Source organism: Edwardsiella anguillarum ET080813 (assembly GCF_000264765.2).
Classification (GTDB): domain Bacteria; phylum Pseudomonadota; class Gammaproteobacteria; order Enterobacterales; family Enterobacteriaceae; genus Edwardsiella; species Edwardsiella anguillarum.
Genome location: NZ_CP006664.1, coordinates 17,822 through 38,119 on the forward strand (window position 1 = coordinate 17,822; position 20,298 = coordinate 38,119).

The window sequence follows — 20,298 nt, forward strand, 5'->3', positions numbered from 1 at the left end:
CGATGATGTGGAAACGTACTCGCCTGCAGCTACCAGCCTCATTTCGTACAGTCACCGGTTCAATCGTGGCAGTTCATCCCTGGTCAGCAGTGGGACATGCAACGCCATCAGGGCGCTACCTCAGTCCCGGTAACGCCGTCACCAGTGCCACCAACCGCCTAGCAGGCCTGGACGGCTATCTCGATATCGTCGCTCTGCTGATCTGCGCACCGACAACGGAGCAGTTCATCGATCGCCTTAGCGAGTTTGCCGCCGTCCTCCCCCTGCCCGACATAGTACGCGTGGGCCGATTAGCAAAAAACCAGCTAACCCTGGCCGTCAGTCGTATGCAGCTGCCAGCTGCTGCTGGATCGGGCCTGCCGATGCCGCAGCAACTCTCTGTCAGCACTACCCGCGCGGTGCAAGCGATGGGTCAAATAACCCGTGCAATATCGCCCACAGCAAGCAGTCTGACACAGCTGGAATCCAGCCTGACGCAGTTCAAACAGCAGCGCAGCCAGCTACTGGCCGATATCAGTCTCGCGGGTGATTTCCTGTTACAGGCCAGCTGTGAATCGTGGGCGTTTGTCAGCTCGGGCGACGTGCAGGCCGCTCGCCTGGCAATGCAAAAGTCCATCCCGCAACCCGACACCGTGTTTTCGCTGGTACTCCTGTTTGCCGGTGATGACCTGTCCGCATTAAAGGCCTGTTTACATGAACCAGATAATCGTCCTCGCCCTTGATGGCGAATCGATCCTGCTGCAGAACATCAATATCAGCGTCACCCTGCGTCTACCGGACAAGGACATGTCCGGGCAAGCCAGTAGCACGACCAGCGCCGAACTGGGAGACAAGGCCAAGGAACTGCGCGTGTCCGGCATCATCAGCTTTACCAATGAACGCCACCTGACGCGCATTTTTCAACTGGCCGAAGCCCGCGACGCTCATGGCGCAAAAAAATGCTATCGCATCGCCAACGCAACCGCCGCCGCCGTCAACATGCGCCAAGGGGTATTTTCAGGCGGCATCGATGCTACAGAGCAACGCGACACCATGGCCTGGCAGGTCACTTTCACCCTGCGAGAGAAAATGAGCGTGCCGGAAAAGGTCGCCACCCGCAGTAGCACCACTACCGGCGCCGGCGGAAAGGTCACGATAAAGCAGCAGACACAGAATGGCGCCGAGCCAGCCACCAATGAAAACCAGCAAAGCGCGCTCTGGGCAAATATCAACAGAATTGCAGGCGATACCCTGGATTGGGCAGGAATTGGCGCAGTGAAAGACGAGGGCAGAAAATGAAACCGATCCAGATTTGCACCGTTGCAGGCAAAACCTACGAGCCAGCAAGCATGGAGCTGGTTTTGGTGCTAAACGGCATCGGGCGCGGCTTTATCACGATCACCCCCGAGAATGCGGCCATTAGTCTGGCCGGCGCCATGGTGCAAATCGACCTAGGCGAGGGAACCGAAGCATGGCGCTATTTTACAGGCTACATCGAGCGAGACCAGCCGGCAGAGAACGGCGCGCGCCAGCTGTTTGTGCGCGAGGCCGCGGGCCTGCTGGATTTCGACTTCCCCTGCTCCCATCAGCACCCGACGCTAAAAACAGTCCTGGACACCCTGAGCCAGCAGAGCGGCCTTACCCTCTATGCGCCGGAAAATGAGAACTACAGCACCACTAGGATACCGCACCTGACCCACGCCGGCAGCGGTACACAGCTGCTCGCCATGTTAGGGCGCTGCTTCGCGATCCCGGATTACGTCTGGCACCCCATGCCCGATGGCAGTGTCTATGTCGGCAGCGCTAAACAGTCACGTTTTGCCAGCCTCGCGCTGCCCGAACTGCCACCGCAGTACCTTATCAGCCAGAGTGCTGGCAACAGCGCCACGCTAATGCAGATTCCCACCCTGCGTCCCGGTGTTAATCTGCCGAACGGGCGCATCACCGACATTACCGTCAAAGACAGCACCATGACGCTGACCTGGGCTCGCCGGGATGCCAGCGGAAAACCATTATCGAAGAGTCCAATACGCCGGTTGATCGAGGGGGAGTTTCCAGAGTTGGCCACCGGCGCCCTGCGCACTAGGCTGGCCCGCGTCGCATCCCCAACCGAAAGCGCTAGCCTAGGCGACGCGGCTGATCCGTTCCGGCCAAAATATGCCGTTGATCTGCAGCTGCTCGACGAACAAGGTAATGATCTGCCGGATACACCAGTTTATGCTGCGGTTCCCCTCCCCGTTCCCATGGCGGGACCGGAGGCCGGGCAGCTGGCCTACCCACCAGAGGGGACGCTGGTTGAGGTCGCATTCGTCGAAGGGCGCCCGGACAAACCCATGGTGCGCCAAGTCATCCCACACGGGCATAGCCTACCAGATATCAAGCCCGGCGAGCAGTTGCAGCAGCAGCGCGCAGAGGTATTCCAGCGCGTCGGGCAAGATGGCAGCTGGCACCGTGAAACCGATCAGGTTATCCGCGAAGCATCAGCACAGCGCAACATCACCAGCGACAGCGAGAACAGAACGACAACCACGCGCGAAACCCTAGTGCAGGCCAACGACACAACCACCGTGCTCGGTACCGCCAGACTACTGGCAGGTCATACCATCCAGATAGCTGACGGCGACTACAGCATCGCAGCCGGTAACCAGCTGCTGATGAAGGCCAAGGTGCTGCTAGCGGAGCTGGAGCGCGCCGAGCTGACTATCAACGGCTCACTCACGGAAACCGTCACTGGCAATGTCGATCGCACCACCGGCGGCAACCACACCGAGACCACTACCGGCCAGCACAGCATCGTAGCAGCCAAGGTGGCCATCACTGCCGGCAGCCTATTCCTAGGTAGGGGCGGCACAAGCCAGCGTGCCGATCGCCTGAATCTATTAACACTACTGCTTGATATCCTCGACCTAGTCAACCAATTGGCACAGCACACCGCGGAACACTCCCACAGCAACACCGGCACACCGACCAACAACGGCAGTCTGTCCGGCGACGCAACCCAGGCCACAAACCTGAAAGCCAAGTACCGTAACCTAATCGCCTGATCTGCGGCCCCCACCTCACCAATACCCCACGTAAAACGCACAGGAGCTATCTTGTGCGCTCGCACAACTAAGCCATTGTTCGCTCCGCTTAAACACATAGCGCATCGCTCAAGCAGCAGATGACATAATCCGCCCCACGGAATCCTTACGCCACGTAAACCGCACTACTCCCCCCTGCCCGCGGGTTGTGCGTTGAGAATTTTTTTCAGTTTTATTTTTCGCAAAAACACCCGCTAGCCCGCGCCGGTACTGGGGGCTGGAAAAGATCCAAAATCGCACGCTTTTCAGTTTTTTGCAGTTTTACACGATCACGTGCAGTGCGCAGACAAGGGAAGAAAACAAAAACTAGTTGATATAAAAGGGTTTTATATACTTTACGTGAGCATAAAAAACGATCACGTTAGGATCGGGCGGCAAGAGACTAAAAAGCGCAAAGCCTTGCAGCGCGCGGCCTGCGCGGTTTTTTGGGGTGCTTAGAAAATTGCAAAAATGATCGCTGGACGATCGCGCAGAATAGCGAAAGGCGATAGATTCGCCACGGGTGCCTTGGACTTGTCTGTCCGGGCAACCGGCAGGCAAAGAAAAAGCCCCACCTGACGATAAATCAAAGTGGAGCCTCTCTTATGCGTGACAACATGATAGTAGCCCACTTACTCGCCAAATGGCAAAGAGAAGCCGGTAGCACGTTTTTATCTGCTGCCACTCTGCTGCCATTTTGCTGCCACTGGACAAATTTAAGATACAAAAAAACCACCTTGCGGTGGTTTAGATGCAATGCTTACGCATTGATTTTTATATTATTTGTCATGGTACCCGGAGCGGGACTTGAACCCGCACAGCGCGAACGCCGAGGGATTTTAAATCCCTTGTGTCTACCGATTCCACCATCCGGGCGGCGACAAATAAAATGGAGGCGCGTTCCGGAGTCGAACCGGACTAGACGGATTTGCAATCCGCTACATAACCGCTTTGTTAACGCGCCAAACTGATTGACCCCGCCGTAGGGCAAGATCTTAAATTTGGAGCGGGAAACGAGACTCGAACTCGCGACCCCAACCTTGGCAAGGTTGTGCTCTACCAACTGAGCTATTCCCGCATAATCAACTTATTTAGTTGTATCTTCTGGCTTTTCATTATTGCCGTCCGATGCGATGCATTCTACTTATCTGACCGGCGGCGTCAACTCTCTTTTTCGCATCGGCCGCCCGTTTGCCGCTTTTTAACACAGCATCGTCAGGAGTCCAGTAGATCGCTGCGGGCAGCGCTCAGGTATTGGAACATCGACCAGAAGGTCAGCACCGCGGCGATATACAGCGCGACGATCCCAGCGACGGTGATATAGATGTCCGGACGCCACAGCAGGCCGACCAGTGCCATCATCTGCGCGGTGGTTTTCACCTTGCCGATCCAGGAGACGGCGACGCTGCTGCGCTTGCCGATCTCCGCCATCCACTCTCGCAGGGCGGAGATGATGATTTCGCGGGCGATCATGGTGGCAGCCGGCAGGGTAACCCACCAGACGTGGTAATACTCCGTGACCAGCACCAGCGCCGTCGCCACCATCACTTTGTCAGCCACTGGATCAAGGAAGGCACCAAAGCGGGTAGTCTGCTTCAGGCGGCGGGCGAGATAGCCGTCAAACCAATCGGTCACCGCCGCCACAACAAAGATCAGCGCGCAGGCGAAGGGGGCCCAGGCAAACGGAAGATAGAACGCCAGAACAAAAAACGGAATCAATATAACGCGGAACAGCGTTAATAACGTGGGGATATTTAATCGCATAGTACTGGACTATCTTCCTTTCGTGGATACTGCGTTTATGTTGCTACAACGCCCTCATTGTTTCAACGCATAGTGGATCTTTTCCGCCAATGCGACTGAAATACCGGGCACTTTTGCGATCTCATCAACACTGGCATCGCGCAACGGTTGCATTCCTCCCATATATTTGAGCAGTTGCTGACGCCGCTTGGGCCCGATGCCTTCAATGGACTCGAGCGCGCTGGTGCTGCGTACCTTCGCCCGTTTTTTCCGATGCCCGGCGATCGCATGGTTGTGCGACTCATCGCGGATATGCTGGATCAAATGCAGCGCCGGTGAGTCTGGCGCCAGGGAGAAGCCCTCCCCCTGCGCTTCAAAGAACAGCGTCTCCAGTCCCGCCTTGCGATCGCTCCCTTTGGCAATCCCCAGCAGCAGCGGACGATGCGTATCCCAAGGCACCTCCAGTTCGGCAAACACCTGTTTAGCCTGCGCCAGCTGTCCCTTGCCGCCGTCGATAAAAATAACGTCGGGGATTTTCTCTTCGTTCAGCGCCTTGCCATAGCGACGGCGCAGCACCTGGCGCATGGCGGCATAGTCATCACCCGGGGTAATGTCACTGATATTATAGCGCCGATATTCGCTGCGCAGCGGTCCATTGCGATCGAATACCACGCAGGAGGCCACCGTCTCCTCCCCCATGGTATGGCTGATATCAAAACACTCCATGCGTTGAATGTCCGCCCGCCGCAGCACCTGCTCCAGCTGCGCCAGGCGCTGCAGAATGGTCGACTGCTGTGAGAGCCGGCTGTTCAAGGCCGTCGATGCGTTAGTGCGCGCCAGCTTAAGGTAACGGGCGCGATCGCCGCGCGGCTGCGACTGAATATGGATCCGCCTTCCGGCCAGCTCACTGATGGAGTCCGCCAGCAGCTGGCGATCCGGCAGGGCAAAGTCGATCAGGATCTCGCCCGGCAGTGTGCGCATCTGACTGCCCTGCAGGTAAAACTGGCCGACAAAGGTCTGCAGCACCTCGGCCAGCGTCGTACCGGCAGGAACCCGCGGGAAGTAGCTGCGGCTGCCCAGCACCTGCCCCTGGCGGATAAACAGCACGTGAATACAGGCCATCCCCGCCTCAAAGGCGACGCCAATCACGTCGATATCGTCGTGATCGCCAGAGATAAACTGGCGCTCGGTCACCCGCCGCACCGCCTGGATTTGATCGCGCAGCCGCGCGGCCTCCTCAAAGCGCAGCGCCCGACTGGCCTCCTCCATCCTGATCACCAGCGCGTCGATCACCTGGCTGTCCTTCCCGGAGAGGAACAGCCGCACATACTCTACCTGGCGGGCATACTCCTCATCGCTGACCAGCCCGGCGACGCAGGGGCCCAGGCAACGCTGGATCTGGTATTGCAGACAGGGGCGTGAGCGATTGCGATAGACGCTGTCTTCACACTGGCGAATGGGGAACAGCTTCTGCAGCAGGGCCAGCGTCTCACGCACCGCGTTCGCGTTGGGAAACGGGCCAAAGTAGTCGCCCCGGGCGCGCTTGGCGCCGCGGTGTACCGTCAGACGCGGGTGACGCTCGGCGCTGAGAAAGATCAGGGGGTAGGATTTGTCGTCGCGCAGCAGCACATTATAGCGGGGCTGGTAGCGCTTGATGTAATTGTGCTCCAGCAGCAGCGCCTCGGTTTCCGTGTGGGTCACGGTCACGTCGATCTGGGCTATCTGGCGGACGAGAGCTTCGGTTTTGCGGCTGGCAAGCTGGCGCCGGAAGTAGCTGGAGAGGCGTTTTTTGAGATCTTTCGCCTTACCGACATAAATAACCTCTGCGCCGGCATCGTACATCCGGTATACACCCGGTTGGTTGGTCACCGTCTTTAGAAAGGCGACCGCATCAAAGCGCTCACTCACTGCTCAAGATTTTCTCTGCGTTGCACAGCCCGTGACGGATAGCCAGGTGGGTTAACTCGACATCCCCGCTGATGTTCAGCTTACTGAACATGCGGTAACGATAGCTGTTCACTGTTTTTGGACTCAGATTCAGCTGTTCGGAAATCTCTGTCACCTTGCTGCCTTTGGTGATCATCAGCATAATCTGCAGCTCGCGCTCGGAAAGCGAGCCAAACGGGGACTCACTCTGCGGCGTCAGCTGACTCAGCGCCATCTGCTGGGCGATATCAGAGGCGATATAGCGCTGACCGGCGTATACCGCCCGGATCGCGCTGATCATCTCCTGCGGTGCCGCGCCTTTACTCAGATAGCCGAACGCGCCGGCCTGCATTACCTTCGCCGGCAGCGGATTTTCCGTATGAATGGTCAGCATGATGACTTTGACCTCCGGCTTTACCCGCAGGATCTTACGTGTGGCCTCCAGCCCGCCGATGCCCGGCATATTCATATCCATCAATACGATATCCGCACAGTTGCTACGGCACCACTTCACCGCATCCTCGCCGCACTGCGCCTCGCCTACCACTTTAATCCCTTTAATATCTTCAAGAATGCGTCGGATCCCTGCGCGCACCAGTTCGTGGTCATCAACAAGAAGAACGCTAATCAAAGATAAATCTCCCAGCTAGAGGAAACAACAGCATACTTTTATACCAAACTGTCTCAGTTTACTGTTTTTTGCCGAAAGAATGAATAGTGTAAATGTTACTTAATGCGGAAATATTGATAAGGTCGTTGGCACATGCAGATATCCTCACGCGCCGGCGCCTCACATAAAAATCACATTAAAAACAACACATTAAATAAAAATCGTTTAAAAGCGCCCCGTTACCCGATAAACTACCGCATAAAAAACGCGATTTTGACGCAGCCACGTAATAGGCTGAATATTGTCAGTCATTGAAAAAATACACGACAAAAATGACTTAATACAGCCGCAGATAAATTGCGCGCCCATCGCCTTAGTGTATACAAAAACGACATTTTTCTGTGTATATAAAGTAAAAATTAAACGGCGCTATAATCGGATCAATCCTCGTAACGTTACAGCGCAATAAACCGGGTTTTGTGATATACTCTGCTATCGATTTTGCCCTGCGCAATTGCTATCGACCCCCGATGAACAGCCGTGTGCCACAGGCGAGCGGTATATTATCTGAACGAAAGGTAACTTATGAGTAACGTTGATTTTTCTACCGAAGCGACCATTGAGGCCTTAACACACGAGGTCACCTGTCTGAAAGCGACCCTGACCGAGATGCTCAAGGCGATGGGTCAGGCCGACGCCGGTAAAGTGATCATCAACATGGAAAAATACGCCGCCCGTATCGAGGATCAGGACCAATCCGACGCCTTTAAGAAAACCATGGCGCAGATCAAGCACGTTTACCGCCAGTAACCGGTTCTCTCCGGTAACCGGGCGGATCTCCCCGGCGCGGCGGCCGCCGCTGTCAACGGCGCATCCGCGCCGGGGGGCTTTCCCGCTGCCCATCCGCAAAGGAGTGCCGCACCATGGGACTCACCCTCAAAGCGCTGATCGGCGCGCTGGCGGTATTGCTGATCGCCCTATTTTCGCGCAGTAAAAGCTATTACCTGGCTGGGCTGGTGCCCATGTTCCCCACCTTCGCACTGATCGCGCACTATATCGTCGGCCGTGAACACAGCGTCGATGCCCTACGTCGGACCATCCTGTTCGGCATCTGGGCCATCATTCCCTATTTTATCTACCTGCTTTCGCTATACCTGCTGGTTCCCCATCTTCGCCTCTCGCTGGCGCTGCTGGGCGCCGTCGTCGCCTGGGGGATCGCCGCCGCGCTGCTGATCCTGCAGTGGGGGCATTGAGCGACGCTTACCCTCGGAAACACACCGCGATGCCTCAGCTGCCGTAGTGCGCCAGCAGCGTCCGCGCAGCCAGCTGCCCCAGCGCGTTGGCGGCAAACGGACTGTCTCCGCTCAGCAGCTTACGATCCTGATGCACCTGCCCCGAAATCGCCGTATTGACCAGAGTCATTCCCATCGCCTGTAGCCGCTCCCCAAAAAACCACGGCAGCTCGCCCGGCATATAGCCGATCGCCGGCGTTTGTCGGTCGGCGCTGTCGGGAAAGGCACACAGGGCATAGCCCCGCAGCGGATTATCTCCCTGCGCCAGGGAGATAAACGCCGCCGGACCGTGACAAATAGCGATCAGATAGCGATCGCTACGCATAGTCCAGCGGATCGTCTCCGCCACGTCGGCGTCAAAGGGCAGGCCGATCAGCGCACCGTGACCGCCGGGAATAAATACCCCGGCATAGTCCTGCTCTCCCGCCGTCAGAGCCGACAGCACCTCTCGCAGACGACGCGGGCGGCGCAACTGTGGCAGATAATGCTGATACAGCCCCTGAATCGCCGCATCTTCACGGGGCATCGCCCAATGCTCAAACTTCACCATCAGGCCCGAGGACGTAGCAATATCAAACGCAAAGCCCGCCTGGTGCAGATGATACATCGGCAGCAGCGTCTCTACCGGATGGTTTCCAGTGGAGAAAAGCGTGCCGTTCGCCATCGCGAGATAGCGCTCATCTGTCGCAATCACTAAGATTTTTTTACCACCGTCGTAGCGACGTGCATAGTCTGCGCCGCTCAGATCGGAAGTGGAACGGGTAAATTGATTCAGCGAAAACGCCGAGGGGAAAAACGCATTCGGCTCCGCGCGATCGGGCACCGGTTGCTGACTGAGATTCTGTTTCATTCCATTCCTCATCGTGGCTATCAATATGCCAGTTAAGTATAGGAGGCACCGTCATTATCAAGGATGATCAAGCGTATTATTGTTTAACCGAAAGCCACTCGTCTCTGTATCCATTGGTGGCAACTGGAGCATCAACTCCCCACGCTACGAGCCGCCGCGCTTCTGCGGCAGCATGAGGATTTAGCCTTCATGGACGTAGGCTGGGTCCTTACCCTGCCCTGCCTCTCGTGACAAACCACAGGCTGCCCCGAGCATTTTGAGAACGCAGAGCGCCCCTCCATAGAAAGGCCTACTTGATAGACGGGTAAGTCATTCATAACAGAACGCCCCGAAAACGGGGAATTTATTTCAAAATGAATAAAACGATCAATAAATATCAGTGTACCCCAGCAATATCAACTCTACTGAAATAGCATTCATCCATCCTCGGATGATGAGCCTCTTTTAGCTTTTCTAAAATTATCATCATTTTTCACATACTCTAGCGAATCAATAATGATTCCAGAAATGCGCAGTATATCATCTGGTGATAATATGTGTGTTTTGCTATTTTCGCATTCCAGCTTCGTCCTAGAGATTTCGTTAACTTGAACACCAGATAATTCTATCTAGAATACTATACATAATGATTTCTTGTCATAAAATCTAAGTATCCACCGATTTGCCTTACCTTCAAAAAGAACGCTGAAATATGGTTCAGCATCCTTATGCCTTACATCTACTTCATCCCTGATGATTTTTATGACCTTATTAAATATTTCAATTTCATTTTTTGTTGTAATTACATTTGGATTATTTGAATCAATAACATCAAAAGTATCGATGACATAAAAAAATGCTTTTGAAATCATCATTATTAAGTCGTCACTCGTAATGCGCAGCGTGGCGTAAGATTGTCAAAGATAGTATTCTCTATATAAATCCCCACATATGCCAATCGTGTTGATTATCCGTAATCAGCGCGAGGCGCTAATGTATGAAGATAAGAATAACTTTTGGATTGATCATTAGTCAAAAACGATATTCAGCATACCGTATCTGATGGGAAGTTATTTACCATGACGAAGAGGGTATAGCCCCAAAGGTATGGAGCGATACATCGGTGTCTACAGGCTACACAGGGCAAAAATTATTATCTATAAGCGGTATACCAGGCAATAGTTGATCCATAATTCATCCAATTAGCCGGTGGGATACCGATGACGATTAGCAGGAGAAAATGGGCGGCAAGCTAGGTGTCTCGGTGTAATGAATGGCGCTTTGGTAATTTTTTGATACCCATTCGCATACTATAAAACCAAACGGAGGTTATTACACCTCCGTTGATTTTTCTAACCACTCAGAAAATCACATATTGTCGATGATCGCGTCGCCAAACTCAGAGCATTTCAGCAACTTAGCGCCATCCATCAGACGTTCGAAGTCATAGGTCACGGTCTTGTTGGCGATCGCCCCTTCCATGCCTTTAACAATCAGGTCCGCCGCTTCCGTCCAACCCATGTGACGCAGCATCATTTCGGCAGACAGGATGATCGAGCCGGGATTCACTTTATCCTGACCGGCGTACTTCGGCGCGGTGCCGTGGGTCGCCTCAAACAGCGCACATGCGTCGCCAATGTTGGCGCCCGGCGCGATGCCGATGCCACCGACCTGCGCCGCCAGCGCGTCGGAGATATAGTCGCCGTTCAGGTTCATGCAGGCGATCACGTCATACTCCGCCGGACGCAGCAGGATCTGCTGCAGGAAGGCATCGGCGATCACATCCTTGATCACGATGGTTTTTCCGCTGTGCGGATTCTTCACCGCCAGCCACGGGCCGCCGTCGATGGGCTCGCCGCCAAACTCCTCGCGCGCCAGCTGATATCCCCAGTCTTTAAAGGCCCCTTCGGTAAACTTCATGATGTTGCCCTTGTGCACCAGGGTCACCGAGTCACGATCGTTGGCGATAGCGTACTCGATCGCCGCGCGCACCAGGCGCTGGGTCCCCTGCTCGGAGCACGGCTTCACCCCGATGCCGCAGTGCTCAGGGAAGCGGATCTTGTTGACGCCCATCTCTTCGCGCAGGAAATCGATGACTTTTTTGGCCTCGGGGCTGTCGGCTTTCCACTCGATGCCGGCGTAAATATCCTCGGCGTTTTCGCGGAAGATCACCATGTCCGTCAGCTCCGGCTGTTTGACCGGGCTGGGCGTCCCTTGGTAATAGCGCACCGGACGCAGGCAGATATACAGATCCAGCCGCTGGCGCAGCGCCACGTTGAGAGAGCGGATCCCGCCGCCGACGGGCGTCGTCAGGGGGCCCTTAATCGCTACGCGGTATTCGCGGATCAGATCCAGCGTCTCATCGGGCAGCCAGACATCCGGGCCATAGACCTGGGTCGCCTTTTCTCCGGTGTAGATCTCCATCCAAGCGATGCGGCGCTCACCGCGGTACGCCTTGGCAACGGCGGCATCCACCACCTTGATCATCGCCGGCGTCACATCCACCCCGATACCATCGCCTTCGATGAAGGGAATAATCGGCGTCGCCGGGACACTCAGCTTTCCCTGCGCATCGGCGCTAATCTTCTGCCCGTTGACCGGAATAACGACTTTACTTTCCATTAACCTATCCCTCCGCGTAACTCTCTCAGGCCTCGCCTGCGTTAACAGACGACAACCGGTTGATTTAATAAAAATTACACCTTATTTCTCGCTGTCATTTTGTTAAACCACTGTAAAACTTATGTCAATATTACTGAAATTAAAGACAGACGCCAATCGGAATCCATTTTTAGGTATAATCCGTGCGCCGCCGCACAATCCTGCGCGGACCGCTCCTTGCTAACATCCTATATGGCCACAGAAATGTCAAAAACAGCCCCCATTTCCCGCGCTCGGCGCCCGGCGTCATCCTCCCGCCGTCCCAGTATAGCCAAACGCCCCGCGGCGCCGCGTCAGGTGGTGATTTTTAATAAGCCCTTCGACGTCCTGCCGCAGTTTACCGATGAGCAGGGGCGCGCCACCCTGAAAGAGTATATCCCGCTGCAGGGGGTTTACGCCGCGGGGCGGCTGGATCGCGACAGCGAGGGGCTGCTAGTGCTGACCAACGATGGTCGACTGCAGGCGCAGCTAACCCAGCCCGGCAAGCGCACCGGCAAGGTCTACTATGTGCAGGTCGAGGGTGAACCTAGCGAGGCGGATCTGCAGCGCTTTTGCCAAGGGCTGACGCTGAAGGATGGCCCGACCCTGCCCGCCCTGGCCGAGCGCGTCACGCAGCCGGAGTGGCTCTGGCCGCGCAACCCACCGATCCGCGAACGCAAGAATATCCCGACCAGCTGGCTTAAAATCACCCTGTATGAGGGGCGTAACCGCCAGGTCCGCCGCATGACGGCCCATATCGGTTACCCTACGCTGCGCCTGATCCGCTATAGTATGGGCTCTCTTACCCTACAGGATCTAGCGCCGGGGGAATGGCGCCTGATCGACTGGCCCTGATGGCCTCTGGCCACAGCGCCGCAGCGGAGGCATTACCGTGCTCAAACCCCATGTGACCGTGGCCTGCGTAGTTCAGGCCGAAGGGCGTTTTTTAATCGTGGAAGAGACCATTGACGGCCAGCCGCGCTGGAACCAGCCCGCCGGCCACCTAGAGGCCGGGGAGACCCTGCTGCAGGCGGCGTCCCGCGAACTCTGGGAGGAGAGCGGCCTCCGCGCCGATCCGCAGCATCTGCTACAGATCTTTCAGTGGGTGGCGCCAGACGCCACGCCGTTTCTGCGTTTTACCTTCGCCATCGATCTGCCGCGCATGGTCAACGCACTCCCCCACGACGACGATATCGATCGCTGCCTGTGGCTAGACGCGGCGCAAATCCTTCGCGCCACGCAGCTGCGCTCCCCCCTGGTGGCGGAAAGCCTGCGCTGTTACCAGCGAGGCGCGCGCTACCCGCTGACCCTGCTGTGCGCCTACCCCACCCTACCCTGAGGCGAACGGGGCACCGGAGAGGCGATGCGCGCGCGTGGGCAACGTGATAAAATGCGGTTTCGTTTATGTTCCACTCAGACTGCGAGAGTCTCATGTCAGATAACAGCCAGAAAAAAGTGATCGTCGGAATGTCCGGCGGCGTCGATTCCTCCGTATCCGCCTACCTATTACAACAACAGGGATATCAGGTTGCTGGCCTGTTCATGAAGAACTGGGAAGAGGACGATAGCGACGAATACTGTTCAGCGGCTACCGATCTAGCCGATGCCCAGGCCGTCTGCGATAGGCTGGGCATCGAGCTGCATACCGTTAACTTCGCCGCCGAATACTGGGACAATGTCTTTGAGCTGTTCCTGCAGGAGTACCGCGCCGGGCGCACGCCCAATCCGGATATTCTGTGCAACAAGGAGATCAAGTTTAAGGCGTTTCTGGAGTTCGCCGCCGAAGATCTGGGCGCCGACTACATTGCCACCGGCCACTATGTGCGCCGCCGCGACATCAACGGCACCACCCAGCTGCTGCGCGGCGTCGATACCAACAAGGATCAGAGCTACTTCCTGTACACCCTCAGCCACCAGCAGGTCGCGCAGAGCCTGTTCCCGGTAGGCGAGCTGGAGAAGCCCGAGGTGCGGCGCATCGCCGCCCAGCTGGATCTGGCCACCGCCAAGAAAAAGGACTCTACCGGCATCTGCTTTATCGGCGAACGGAAGTTCCGTGAGTTTCTGGGCCGCTATCTGCCGGCGCAGCCGGGCAAGATCGTCACCGTGGACGGCGAGACGATCGGCGAGCATCAGGGGCTGATGTACCACACCCTGGGACAGCGTAAGGGGCTCGGCATCGGCGGTACCAAAGAGGGCAGCGAAGATCCGTGGTACGTGGTGGACAAGGATCTGGACAACAACGTCCTGGTGGTCGCGCAGGGCCATGACCACCCGCGCCTGTTCTCCAACGGCCTGATCGCCCAGCAGCTGCACTGGGTCGATCGTCGTCCCCTCGACGCGCCGCTGCGCTGCACGGTAAAAACCCGCTACCGTCAGGCCGACATCCCCTGTCGGATTACCCCGCTCGCCGATGACCGCATTGAGGTGCGCTTCGACCAGCCCGTCGCCGCCGTCACGCCGGGGCAATCCGCGGTGTTCTACCAGGATGAGGTCTGCCTGGGCGGTGGGATCATCGAAACCCGCCTGCTCGACTGATCGCGCCAGCGCTCCCCGCGCGCCCCACCGGTGCGCGGGTCTCTTCCGCTGTCTGGCTGGCTTTACATTCCCCCAGTGACGATTCCGCCCGCGCTTTTCGGTCGCTCGCCTCCCTGTGATAGACTAAGAAAAATCTTAATTTTGCGCCCGTAGTCCTGATGAGCCCGCTGCAATCCCTCGACGTTCTGTATATCAACGCCTGCGTTACCTACGCCACGCTCTCCGTGAGCTATTTCGCGCTGAGTAAACAGGGGGCCCTGGGGCCCGCATCGCCGCTCTCCGGTCGTATTCTGTGGGGGATCGTCGCCGGCCTGCTCTCCTGGTATCTGACCGGCAGCAAGATGTACTTTACCGCGCAGATCCACTACACCTTTGAAATCGTTCCCATGCTGCTGGTGACCTTCTTCGGCGGCTGGTGCGCCGGCCTGACGGCCTGGCTGCTCAACTTTGTCACCACCGGCGGCTTTGTCCTCGACAACCTGTTTATCGGCATGATGCTGGCGCCGGTGCTGATGGCGCGCGTGTGGCGGCACAATACCCTGCGCACCTTTATCCTGTGCATTTCGCTGGTGACGCTGTTCCGCCTGCTGATCGTTATCCCCTACGTGACCCAGCGCATCTATCTGCTGGACGTGCTGCTGCATCAGACCATCACCTACTTCTGCCTGCTGGTCTGCTACCAGACCCTGGCACTCAAGCAGCGCAGCATCAGCGCCTATTTCACCCTGAGCGAGTCGGCCCTGCGCGACCAGCTGACCCAGACCAATAATCGCCAGGGGCTCCAGCAGCAGATCCTGCGCCTGGAGCACAGCCGCAGCGCCTGCTGCATCGCCATGATCGACATCGATAACTTTAAGCAAATCAACGATCGCTATGGCCATCTGTGCGGTGACCGGGTCTTGACCGCCGTCGCCGCCATCGCCTCGCAGACCCTGCAGTCCCGGGACTACATGGCCCGCTTCGGCGGAGAGGAGTTCGTCATCCTATTTCCCGGGAAGACGCTCGAGCGGGCCAACGCGCGCTGCGAGCAAATCCGTCAGGCTATCTGCAGTACCCCCATCTACCTTTGCCATGACCAGCAAATCCGGGCGACCGCCTCCTTCGGCCTCAGCTATTTCGACGGTCGAGACAGCCTGCAGCAGGCCATCGCGCGGGCCGACGGCGCCCTATACCGCGCCAAGCGCCGCGGTAAAAACCGCGTTGAGTGCGCCTGACGCACGGCGTAGGCGCCATCGTTTGCGCAGATGTGCGCCAGTTACCCGCGCCAATCGCCCGTGCCGCTAGGTTTAACGCCGCGTTTATGGCATGATCGTGCGTCAGAATCTGACACCGGTGCCGCGGCGCCGGTGTTTCGCTGCCCGCAAACAGGAGTCCACGTGGCGAAGAATTACTATGACATCACTCTGGCGCTGGCCGGCATCTGTCAGTCAGCGCGTCTGGTTCAGCAGCTGGCCCATGAAGGGCAATGCGACAACACCGCGCTGCGTACCTCGCTGAACAGTATTCTTCAAACCGATCCGCCGAGCACCCTGGCCGTCTTCGGCGACCATGAGCGCGTACTGAAGCCGGGTCTGGAGACCCTGCTCAACGTCCTGAACGCCAACCGCCAGGGGCCGGGCGCAGAGCTGACCCGCTACTGCCTCAGCCTGATGCTGCTGGAGCGCAAGCTGTTCGGCAACCCACAGGCCCTGCGCACCCTCTCAGAGCGTATCGGCGAGCTCGATCGCCAGCTGGCGCACTTCGATCTGGAGTCCGATACCATCGTCAGCGCGCTGGCCGCCATCTATGTGGATGTGATCAGCCCGCTGGGGCCGCGGATTCAGGTCACCGGCTCTCCCGCCGTGCTGCAAAATGCCCTGGTGCAGGCGCGAGTGCGCGCTGCGCTGCTGGCGGGGATCCGCGCCGGGATCCTGTGGCAGCAGGTCGGCGGCAGCCGGCTGCAGCTGATGTTCTCCCGTAACCGCCTGTTCCAGATGGCGCAGAATTTATTGACCCACAGTTAACCTTTCCCAATCCCAGGAGTTGCTACCGATGGAATTATCCTCCCTGACCGCCGTATCCCCGATCGACGGCCGCTACGGCGATAAAGTCAGTGCCCTGCGGCCGATCTTTAGTGAGTTCGGTCTGCTGAAGTTTCGCGTCCAGGTAGAAGTGCGTTGGCTGCAAAAACTGGCCGCCTGCGCAGAAATCGGCGAAGTTCCCGCTTTTGACGCGGACGCAAACGCTTTCCTTGACCGGATCGTCGACCAATTCAGCGAAGAGGATGCCCGCCGCATCAAAACCATCGAGCGTACCACCAATCACGACGTGAAGGCGGTCGAGTACTTCCTGAAAGAAAAAGTGGCCGACCAGCCTGCGCTGCACTCGGTCTCTGAGTTTATCCACTTCGCCTGCACCTCTGAGGATATCAACAACCTCTCCCATGCCCTGATGCTGAACAGCGCGCGTGAAGAGGTGCTTAAGCCGGTCTGGCGCCAGCTGATCGATACCCTGCGCGATCTGGCGCAGCGCTACCGCGATATTCCGCTGATGGCGCGCACTCATGGTCAGCCGGCCACCCCCTCGACCGTCGGCAAAGAGTTCGCCAACGTCGCCTACCGTCTGGAGCGTCAGTTCCGTCAGCTGACGCAGGTTGAGATCCTGGGCAAAATCAACGGCGCCGTCGGCAACTATAACGCCCATCTGGCCGCCTACCCGCAGATCGACTGGCACGCCTTCAGCGAAAGTTTTGTCACCTCGCTGGGGATCCAGTGGAACCCCTACACCACCCAGATCGAGCCGCACGACTATATCGCCGAGCTGTTTGACTGCGTCGCCCGCTTTAACACCATTCTGCTCGACTTCGACCGCGACGTATGGGGCTATATCGCACTCAATCACTTCAAGCAGAGAACCATCGCTGGCGAAATCGGCTCCTCGACCATGCCGCACAAGGTCAACCCGATCGACTTTGAAAACTCCGAAGGCAATCTGGGCCTCTCCAACGCCCTGCTGGGGCATCTAGCGTCCAAGCTTCCGGTATCGCGCTGGCAGCGCGATCTAACCGACTCCACCGTCCTGCGCAACCTGGGGGTCGGCCTCGGCTACGCCCTGATCGCCTACGCCTCGACCCTCAAGGGGCTGAGTAAGCTGGAGGTCAATCAGGATCACCTGCTGGACGAGCTAGATCATAACTGGGAACTGCTGGCCGAGCCGGTGCAGACGGTGATGCGCCGCTACGGCATCGAAAAGCCCTATGAGAAGCTCAAGGAGCTGACCCGCGGTAAGCGGGTCGACGCCGCCGGGATGCAGCGCTTTATCGACGGCCTGGCGCTGCCGGAAGAGGAGAAGGTGCGCCTGAAGGCCATGACCCCGGCCGCGTATATCGGCGCGGCGGCGGCGTTGGTCGATAAATTAAAGTAACACGCTGAACTGTATGAAATTACGCCACCCGTCTACGCGGGTGGCGTCGCCGTACTCCTCCACGCGCCCGCGGTCACACTGCGCCGACTTTTTGCTTCTGCCGCGCCCCGTCAGCGACTACACTGAGATCCTACAATATTGCTTATCATTGAGACCATCTCCGGACCCTGAACGCTATGAGTGCCGACCCAACCCCACTGCTACACAAGCTGCGTGACGATCTCGCGCAAAGCGGCTCAATGCCGATCTATCTGCGCTTTAACGAATCCATCCGCCAGGCCATCGCCCAGGGCATGCTGCAGCCGGGCGACTTTCTGCCCAGCGAGCGCGCCTTTACCGATGCCCTGAAAATTTCACGCATCACGGTACGCAAGGCGCTGGCCTGCCTCGAGCAGGATGACATCATTGGTCGCGGACGCGGCTTTGGCACCCAGATCAAGCAGGTGCCCATGTCCTCGCTGGCCTACTCGCTGGCTAACATCAAGGGCTTCTCCGGCGAGGTCGCCATGCAGGGACGACAGCCCGGAACCCGCTGGCTGTCGCGCGAGCTGGTGCCCGCCTCGGCGACCATCGCCGACAAGCTGGACATCGCGATCGACACCCCGGTCTACCGCCTGGAGCGCATTCGCACCGTGGACGGTCAGGCGCTCTCCGTCGCCATCTCCTACGTGATACGCGAGGCTATTGATGACTGTCAGGCGATCGGCGAATCGCTGTACGACTACCTGCGCGCGCGGCAGATTCAGTTCGGCCGCCTCTCCAGCCAAATCGGCGCCTGTCTGGCCGACCCCTCGCTGCAGCAAAAACTGGGGATCGGCGCACCGACCGCCATGCTGGTGATCCGCCAGGTGCTCAGCGATCGCGCCCGGCGGCCCCTGGAGTACAGCATTAACTACTGCCGCGGGGACATGTACGAATACACGGCGGAGGAGTAAGCGGCGGGGCCATCCGTCGCGACGGCCCGCCCTTGACGGTGACGGCGCGGATCAGCCCGCGCAGCGCCGCTGACGCAGGCGCAGCAGCCCGGCGCTGTAGTGTCCCATATCGCGCGGATTCACCTGGCGCAGCGTCGCCAGCCAGTCGGCGCGGATCCCCTGAACCCCGGACAGCGCCCCGCAGATCGCCGTCGCCATCGCCCCGATGGTGTCGGTATCACCGCCCAGGTTGGCGCACAGCTCGGCGCAGCGATTGGGGCACCCGCCGGCCAGGTCGACCATGGCGATCGCCGCCGGCACCGACTCAACGGTGTCAACCCCGGCGCCGATCAGCTGATACACCCGCTCGCTGCCCTGTTCATAGCCCGCCGCCGCCGCCGTCAGCGACAGCGCCAGCTCGATCCGCGCCGCCAGCGAAGGGCTGAAGGTCGATGGACGATAGCGCTGGGCATAGTCGGCAACGCCCGGCAGCGCCAGGCGGATTGTCGCCCAGTCGGCCCCCTCGATGGCACGGGAGACGGCCCAGGCGATCACGGTGGCGCCGGCGACTGCGATATCCGACTTGTGGGTGGGGCTGGAGGCCTGCCATACCTGCTCGACAAACACCGGCAGCGGCGCCGACGGCAGCAGACAGCCCAGCGGGGAGACCCGCATGGCGGCGCCGTTGGTCACCCCGTTGTTCTCCAGATCGGCAATGGCCACTCCCTCCTGCTGCGCGCTAAGCGCGCGGCGGGAGCTGGGGCCAAGAATATTGCGCTCAAAGGCACCGAACCCCTGCGCCCAGGCCATGATATTGCGCGCGATCAGCTCCGGGACGACCTCGCCCTCCGCTTCCAGCAGCGCATCGGCCAGCGCCAGCGCCATCGCGGTATCATCGGTATACTGTCCGGCGCCAAAATAGCAGGCGGCGCAGTTCTCCTGCGGCCCGTCCAGAAAGCGATCTATCCAGCCAAAGTGACGGCGCACGCGCTCACGCGGCCACAGCTCCGACGGCATCCCCAGCGCATCACCCAGCATCTGCCCGTACAGCGCGCCGAGAATGCGCTGCTCGATCTCCGCTTCGCCCGTGGTTTGTGCGGTTGCCTGTGCGGCGGATAATGTCATACCTTCCTCTCTCTCTGTCCGACGGCGACGCTGCCGCGGCGCCATATAGTACCTTAATGATACCACAACAGACAGTCTACGGCAGCGATCCCCGCCGCCCCCGATCGCATTATTCCATCACTCAAGTGTCCACTATCGCCCCTGCCTCTCCTTCAGTTTACCTACCGTTGACGCTGCGGTGTTTATGGTTAGCCGACGGAGGGTACGCTACGGCGGCCCGCCGCGGCCTAGGGAGAGTAGA

General features: G+C 58.3%; 19 protein-coding genes and 3 tRNA genes. 12 read left to right on the plus strand and 10 right to left on the minus strand.

The genetic code is table 11. The features are described from left to right. Nucleotides 1-2: 2 nt before the first annotated feature. The 3 genes from ETEE_RS00110 to ETEE_RS00120 are packed head-to-tail and all read left to right on the plus strand — an operon-like array spanning nt 3 to nt 3,023. The gene (locus tag ETEE_RS00110; RefSeq protein WP_034165817.1) at nt 3-722 is read left to right on the plus strand and encodes a hypothetical protein; all 720 of its coding nucleotides are present in this window, start codon (nt 3-5) and stop codon (nt 720-722) included. Then, nucleotides 694-1,278: a baseplate complex protein gene (locus tag ETEE_RS00115; protein ID WP_034165818.1), complete on the plus strand. Its 585-nt coding sequence runs from the start codon at nt 694-696 to the stop codon at nt 1,276-1,278. Before ETEE_RS00110 ends, ETEE_RS00115 begins: the two co-directional genes overlap by 29 nt. 50 nt (nt 1,279-1,328) lie before the next feature. Next, nucleotides 1,329-3,023 carry a hypothetical protein gene (locus tag ETEE_RS00120; protein WP_225865081.1) on the plus strand — a complete coding sequence of 565 codons (1,695 nt, stop codon included), beginning with the start codon at nt 1,329-1,331 and terminating at the stop codon, nt 3,021-3,023. Nucleotides 3,024-3,830: 807 nt separating this feature from the next. Here the strand turns inward: ETEE_RS00120 and ETEE_RS00125 are convergent. From ETEE_RS00125 to uvrY, 6 genes are all read right to left on the minus strand, one after another. Continuing rightward, nucleotides 3,831-3,917: transfer RNA gene (locus tag ETEE_RS00125), tRNA-Leu, on the minus strand. A 14-nt stretch (nt 3,918-3,931) separates the two neighbouring features. Next, nucleotides 3,932-4,005, minus strand: a tRNA-Cys gene (locus ETEE_RS00130). A gap of 38 nt (nt 4,006-4,043) precedes the next feature. Then, nucleotides 4,044-4,119: transfer RNA gene (locus ETEE_RS00135), tRNA-Gly, on the minus strand. Between the two features lie 137 nt (nt 4,120-4,256). Next, a complete protein-coding gene (pgsA, locus tag ETEE_RS00140) occupies nt 4,257-4,805 on the minus strand; it encodes a CDP-diacylglycerol--glycerol-3-phosphate 3-phosphatidyltransferase (protein ID WP_012848878.1) in 549 nt (182 codons plus the stop codon). Between the two features lie 54 nt (nt 4,806-4,859). Continuing rightward, nucleotides 4,860-6,692 (minus strand): excinuclease ABC subunit UvrC, encoded by a 1,833-nt coding sequence (gene uvrC / locus ETEE_RS00145; protein ID WP_034165459.1) that lies wholly within the window; start codon nt 6,690-6,692, stop codon nt 4,860-4,862. Next, entirely contained in the window at nt 6,685-7,341 is a 657-nt protein-coding gene (uvrY, locus tag ETEE_RS00150) for a UvrY/SirA/GacA family response regulator transcription factor (protein WP_034165460.1), read from the minus strand. The genes uvrC and uvrY overlap by 8 nt, the downstream gene beginning before the upstream one ends. A gap of 564 nt (nt 7,342-7,905) precedes the next feature. Here uvrY and ETEE_RS00155 point away from each other — a divergent pair. Then, nucleotides 7,906-8,130 (plus strand): DUF2594 family protein, encoded by a 225-nt coding sequence (locus ETEE_RS00155; RefSeq protein WP_012848881.1) that lies wholly within the window; start codon nt 7,906-7,908, stop codon nt 8,128-8,130. A 113-nt stretch (nt 8,131-8,243) separates the two neighbouring features. After that, nucleotides 8,244-8,573 (plus strand): GlpM family protein, encoded by a 330-nt coding sequence (locus ETEE_RS00160; protein WP_034165461.1) that lies wholly within the window; start codon nt 8,244-8,246, stop codon nt 8,571-8,573. Nucleotides 8,574-8,607: 34 nt separating this feature from the next. Here ETEE_RS00160 and hchA read toward each other — a convergent pair whose 3' ends face one another. The 3 genes from hchA to icd all read right to left on the minus strand — a co-directional run bounded on the left by hchA (nt 8,608) and on the right by icd (nt 12,063). Beyond that, nucleotides 8,608-9,462 carry a glyoxalase III HchA gene (hchA, locus tag ETEE_RS00165; protein WP_034165462.1) on the minus strand — a complete coding sequence of 285 codons (855 nt, stop codon included), beginning with the start codon at nt 9,460-9,462 and terminating at the stop codon, nt 8,608-8,610. Between the two features lie 608 nt (nt 9,463-10,070). Next, nucleotides 10,071-10,316 (minus strand): hypothetical protein, encoded by a 246-nt coding sequence (locus ETEE_RS21110; protein ID WP_144242784.1) that lies wholly within the window; start codon nt 10,314-10,316, stop codon nt 10,071-10,073. Nucleotides 10,317-10,809: 493 nt separating this feature from the next. Beyond that, the gene (gene icd / locus ETEE_RS00170) at nt 10,810-12,063 is read right to left on the minus strand and encodes an NADP-dependent isocitrate dehydrogenase (RefSeq protein ID WP_015461748.1); all 1,254 of its coding nucleotides are present in this window, start codon (nt 12,061-12,063) and stop codon (nt 10,810-10,812) included. Between the two features lie 231 nt (nt 12,064-12,294). Here icd and rluE point away from each other — a divergent pair, with 231 nt between their 5' ends. The 7 genes from rluE (at nt 12,295) to ETEE_RS00205 (ending at nt 18,953) form a co-directional block, all read left to right on the plus strand. After that, nucleotides 12,295-12,936: a 23S rRNA pseudouridine(2457) synthase RluE gene (gene rluE / locus ETEE_RS00175; protein ID WP_071881864.1), complete on the plus strand. Its 642-nt coding sequence runs from the start codon at nt 12,295-12,297 to the stop codon at nt 12,934-12,936. Between the two features lie 37 nt (nt 12,937-12,973). Next, the gene (locus ETEE_RS00180) at nt 12,974-13,420 is read left to right on the plus strand and encodes an NUDIX domain-containing protein (RefSeq protein ID WP_034165465.1); all 447 of its coding nucleotides are present in this window, start codon (nt 12,974-12,976) and stop codon (nt 13,418-13,420) included. A 92-nt stretch (nt 13,421-13,512) separates the two neighbouring features. After that, complete coding sequence (gene mnmA / locus ETEE_RS00185) at nt 13,513-14,616, plus strand: tRNA 2-thiouridine(34) synthase MnmA (RefSeq protein ID WP_034165467.1); 1,104 nt, start codon at nt 13,513-13,515, stop codon at nt 14,614-14,616. Nucleotides 14,617-14,774: 158 nt separating this feature from the next. Beyond that, nucleotides 14,775-15,830 carry a GGDEF domain-containing protein gene (locus ETEE_RS00190; protein WP_034165469.1) on the plus strand — a complete coding sequence of 352 codons (1,056 nt, stop codon included), beginning with the start codon at nt 14,775-14,777 and terminating at the stop codon, nt 15,828-15,830. 162 nt (nt 15,831-15,992) lie between these two features. Then, entirely contained in the window at nt 15,993-16,619 is a 627-nt protein-coding gene (gene hflD, locus ETEE_RS00195; RefSeq protein ID WP_034165470.1) for a high frequency lysogenization protein HflD, read from the plus strand. 28 nt (nt 16,620-16,647) lie between these two features. Next, a complete protein-coding gene (purB, locus tag ETEE_RS00200) occupies nt 16,648-18,018 on the plus strand; it encodes an adenylosuccinate lyase (RefSeq protein WP_034165471.1) in 1,371 nt (456 codons plus the stop codon). A 176-nt stretch (nt 18,019-18,194) separates the two neighbouring features. Continuing rightward, a complete protein-coding gene (locus ETEE_RS00205) occupies nt 18,195-18,953 on the plus strand; it encodes a GntR family transcriptional regulator (protein WP_034165472.1) in 759 nt (252 codons plus the stop codon). A 51-nt stretch (nt 18,954-19,004) separates the two neighbouring features. Here the strand turns inward: ETEE_RS00205 and ETEE_RS00210 are convergent, their stop codons facing one another. Then, nucleotides 19,005-20,057: an ADP-ribosylglycohydrolase family protein gene (locus ETEE_RS00210; protein WP_034165473.1), complete on the minus strand. Its 1,053-nt coding sequence runs from the start codon at nt 20,055-20,057 to the stop codon at nt 19,005-19,007. Nucleotides 20,058-20,298 lie beyond the last annotated feature (241 nt).

What these genes read in the sequence shown, in the direction of transcription:
- ETEE_RS21110 (WP_144242784.1), bottom strand. Translation starts at nt 10,316, where the DNA reads ATGATGATTTCAAAAGCATTTTTTTATGTCATCGATACTTTTGATGTT.
- ETEE_RS00190 (WP_034165469.1), top strand. Translation starts at nt 14,775, where the DNA reads ATGAGCCCGCTGCAATCCCTCGACGTTCTGTATATCAACGCCTGCGTT.
- ETEE_RS00210 (WP_034165473.1), bottom strand. Translation starts at nt 20,057, where the DNA reads ATGACATTATCCGCCGCACAGGCAACCGCACAAACCACGGGCGAAGCG.
- mnmA (WP_034165467.1), top strand. Translation starts at nt 13,513, where the DNA reads ATGTCAGATAACAGCCAGAAAAAAGTGATCGTCGGAATGTCCGGCGGC.
- icd (WP_015461748.1), bottom strand. Translation starts at nt 12,063, where the DNA reads ATGGAAAGTAAAGTCGTTATTCCGGTCAACGGGCAGAAGATTAGCGCC.
- ETEE_RS00115 (WP_034165818.1), top strand. Translation starts at nt 694, where the DNA reads ATGAACCAGATAATCGTCCTCGCCCTTGATGGCGAATCGATCCTGCTG.
- purB (WP_034165471.1), top strand. Translation starts at nt 16,648, where the DNA reads ATGGAATTATCCTCCCTGACCGCCGTATCCCCGATCGACGGCCGCTAC.
- ETEE_RS00110 (WP_034165817.1), top strand. Translation starts at nt 3, where the DNA reads ATGATGTGGAAACGTACTCGCCTGCAGCTACCAGCCTCATTTCGTACA.
- ETEE_RS00160 (WP_034165461.1), top strand. Translation starts at nt 8,244, where the DNA reads ATGGGACTCACCCTCAAAGCGCTGATCGGCGCGCTGGCGGTATTGCTG.
- rluE (WP_071881864.1), top strand. Translation starts at nt 12,295, where the DNA reads ATGGCCACAGAAATGTCAAAAACAGCCCCCATTTCCCGCGCTCGGCGC.
- hchA (WP_034165462.1), bottom strand. Translation starts at nt 9,462, where the DNA reads ATGAAACAGAATCTCAGTCAGCAACCGGTGCCCGATCGCGCGGAGCCG.
- pgsA (WP_012848878.1), bottom strand. Translation starts at nt 4,805, where the DNA reads ATGCGATTAAATATCCCCACGTTATTAACGCTGTTCCGCGTTATATTG.
- ETEE_RS00205 (WP_034165472.1), top strand. Translation starts at nt 18,195, where the DNA reads ATGAGTGCCGACCCAACCCCACTGCTACACAAGCTGCGTGACGATCTC.
- ETEE_RS00120 (WP_225865081.1), top strand. Translation starts at nt 1,329, where the DNA reads ATGGAGCTGGTTTTGGTGCTAAACGGCATCGGGCGCGGCTTTATCACG.
- ETEE_RS00155 (WP_012848881.1), top strand. Translation starts at nt 7,906, where the DNA reads ATGAGTAACGTTGATTTTTCTACCGAAGCGACCATTGAGGCCTTAACA.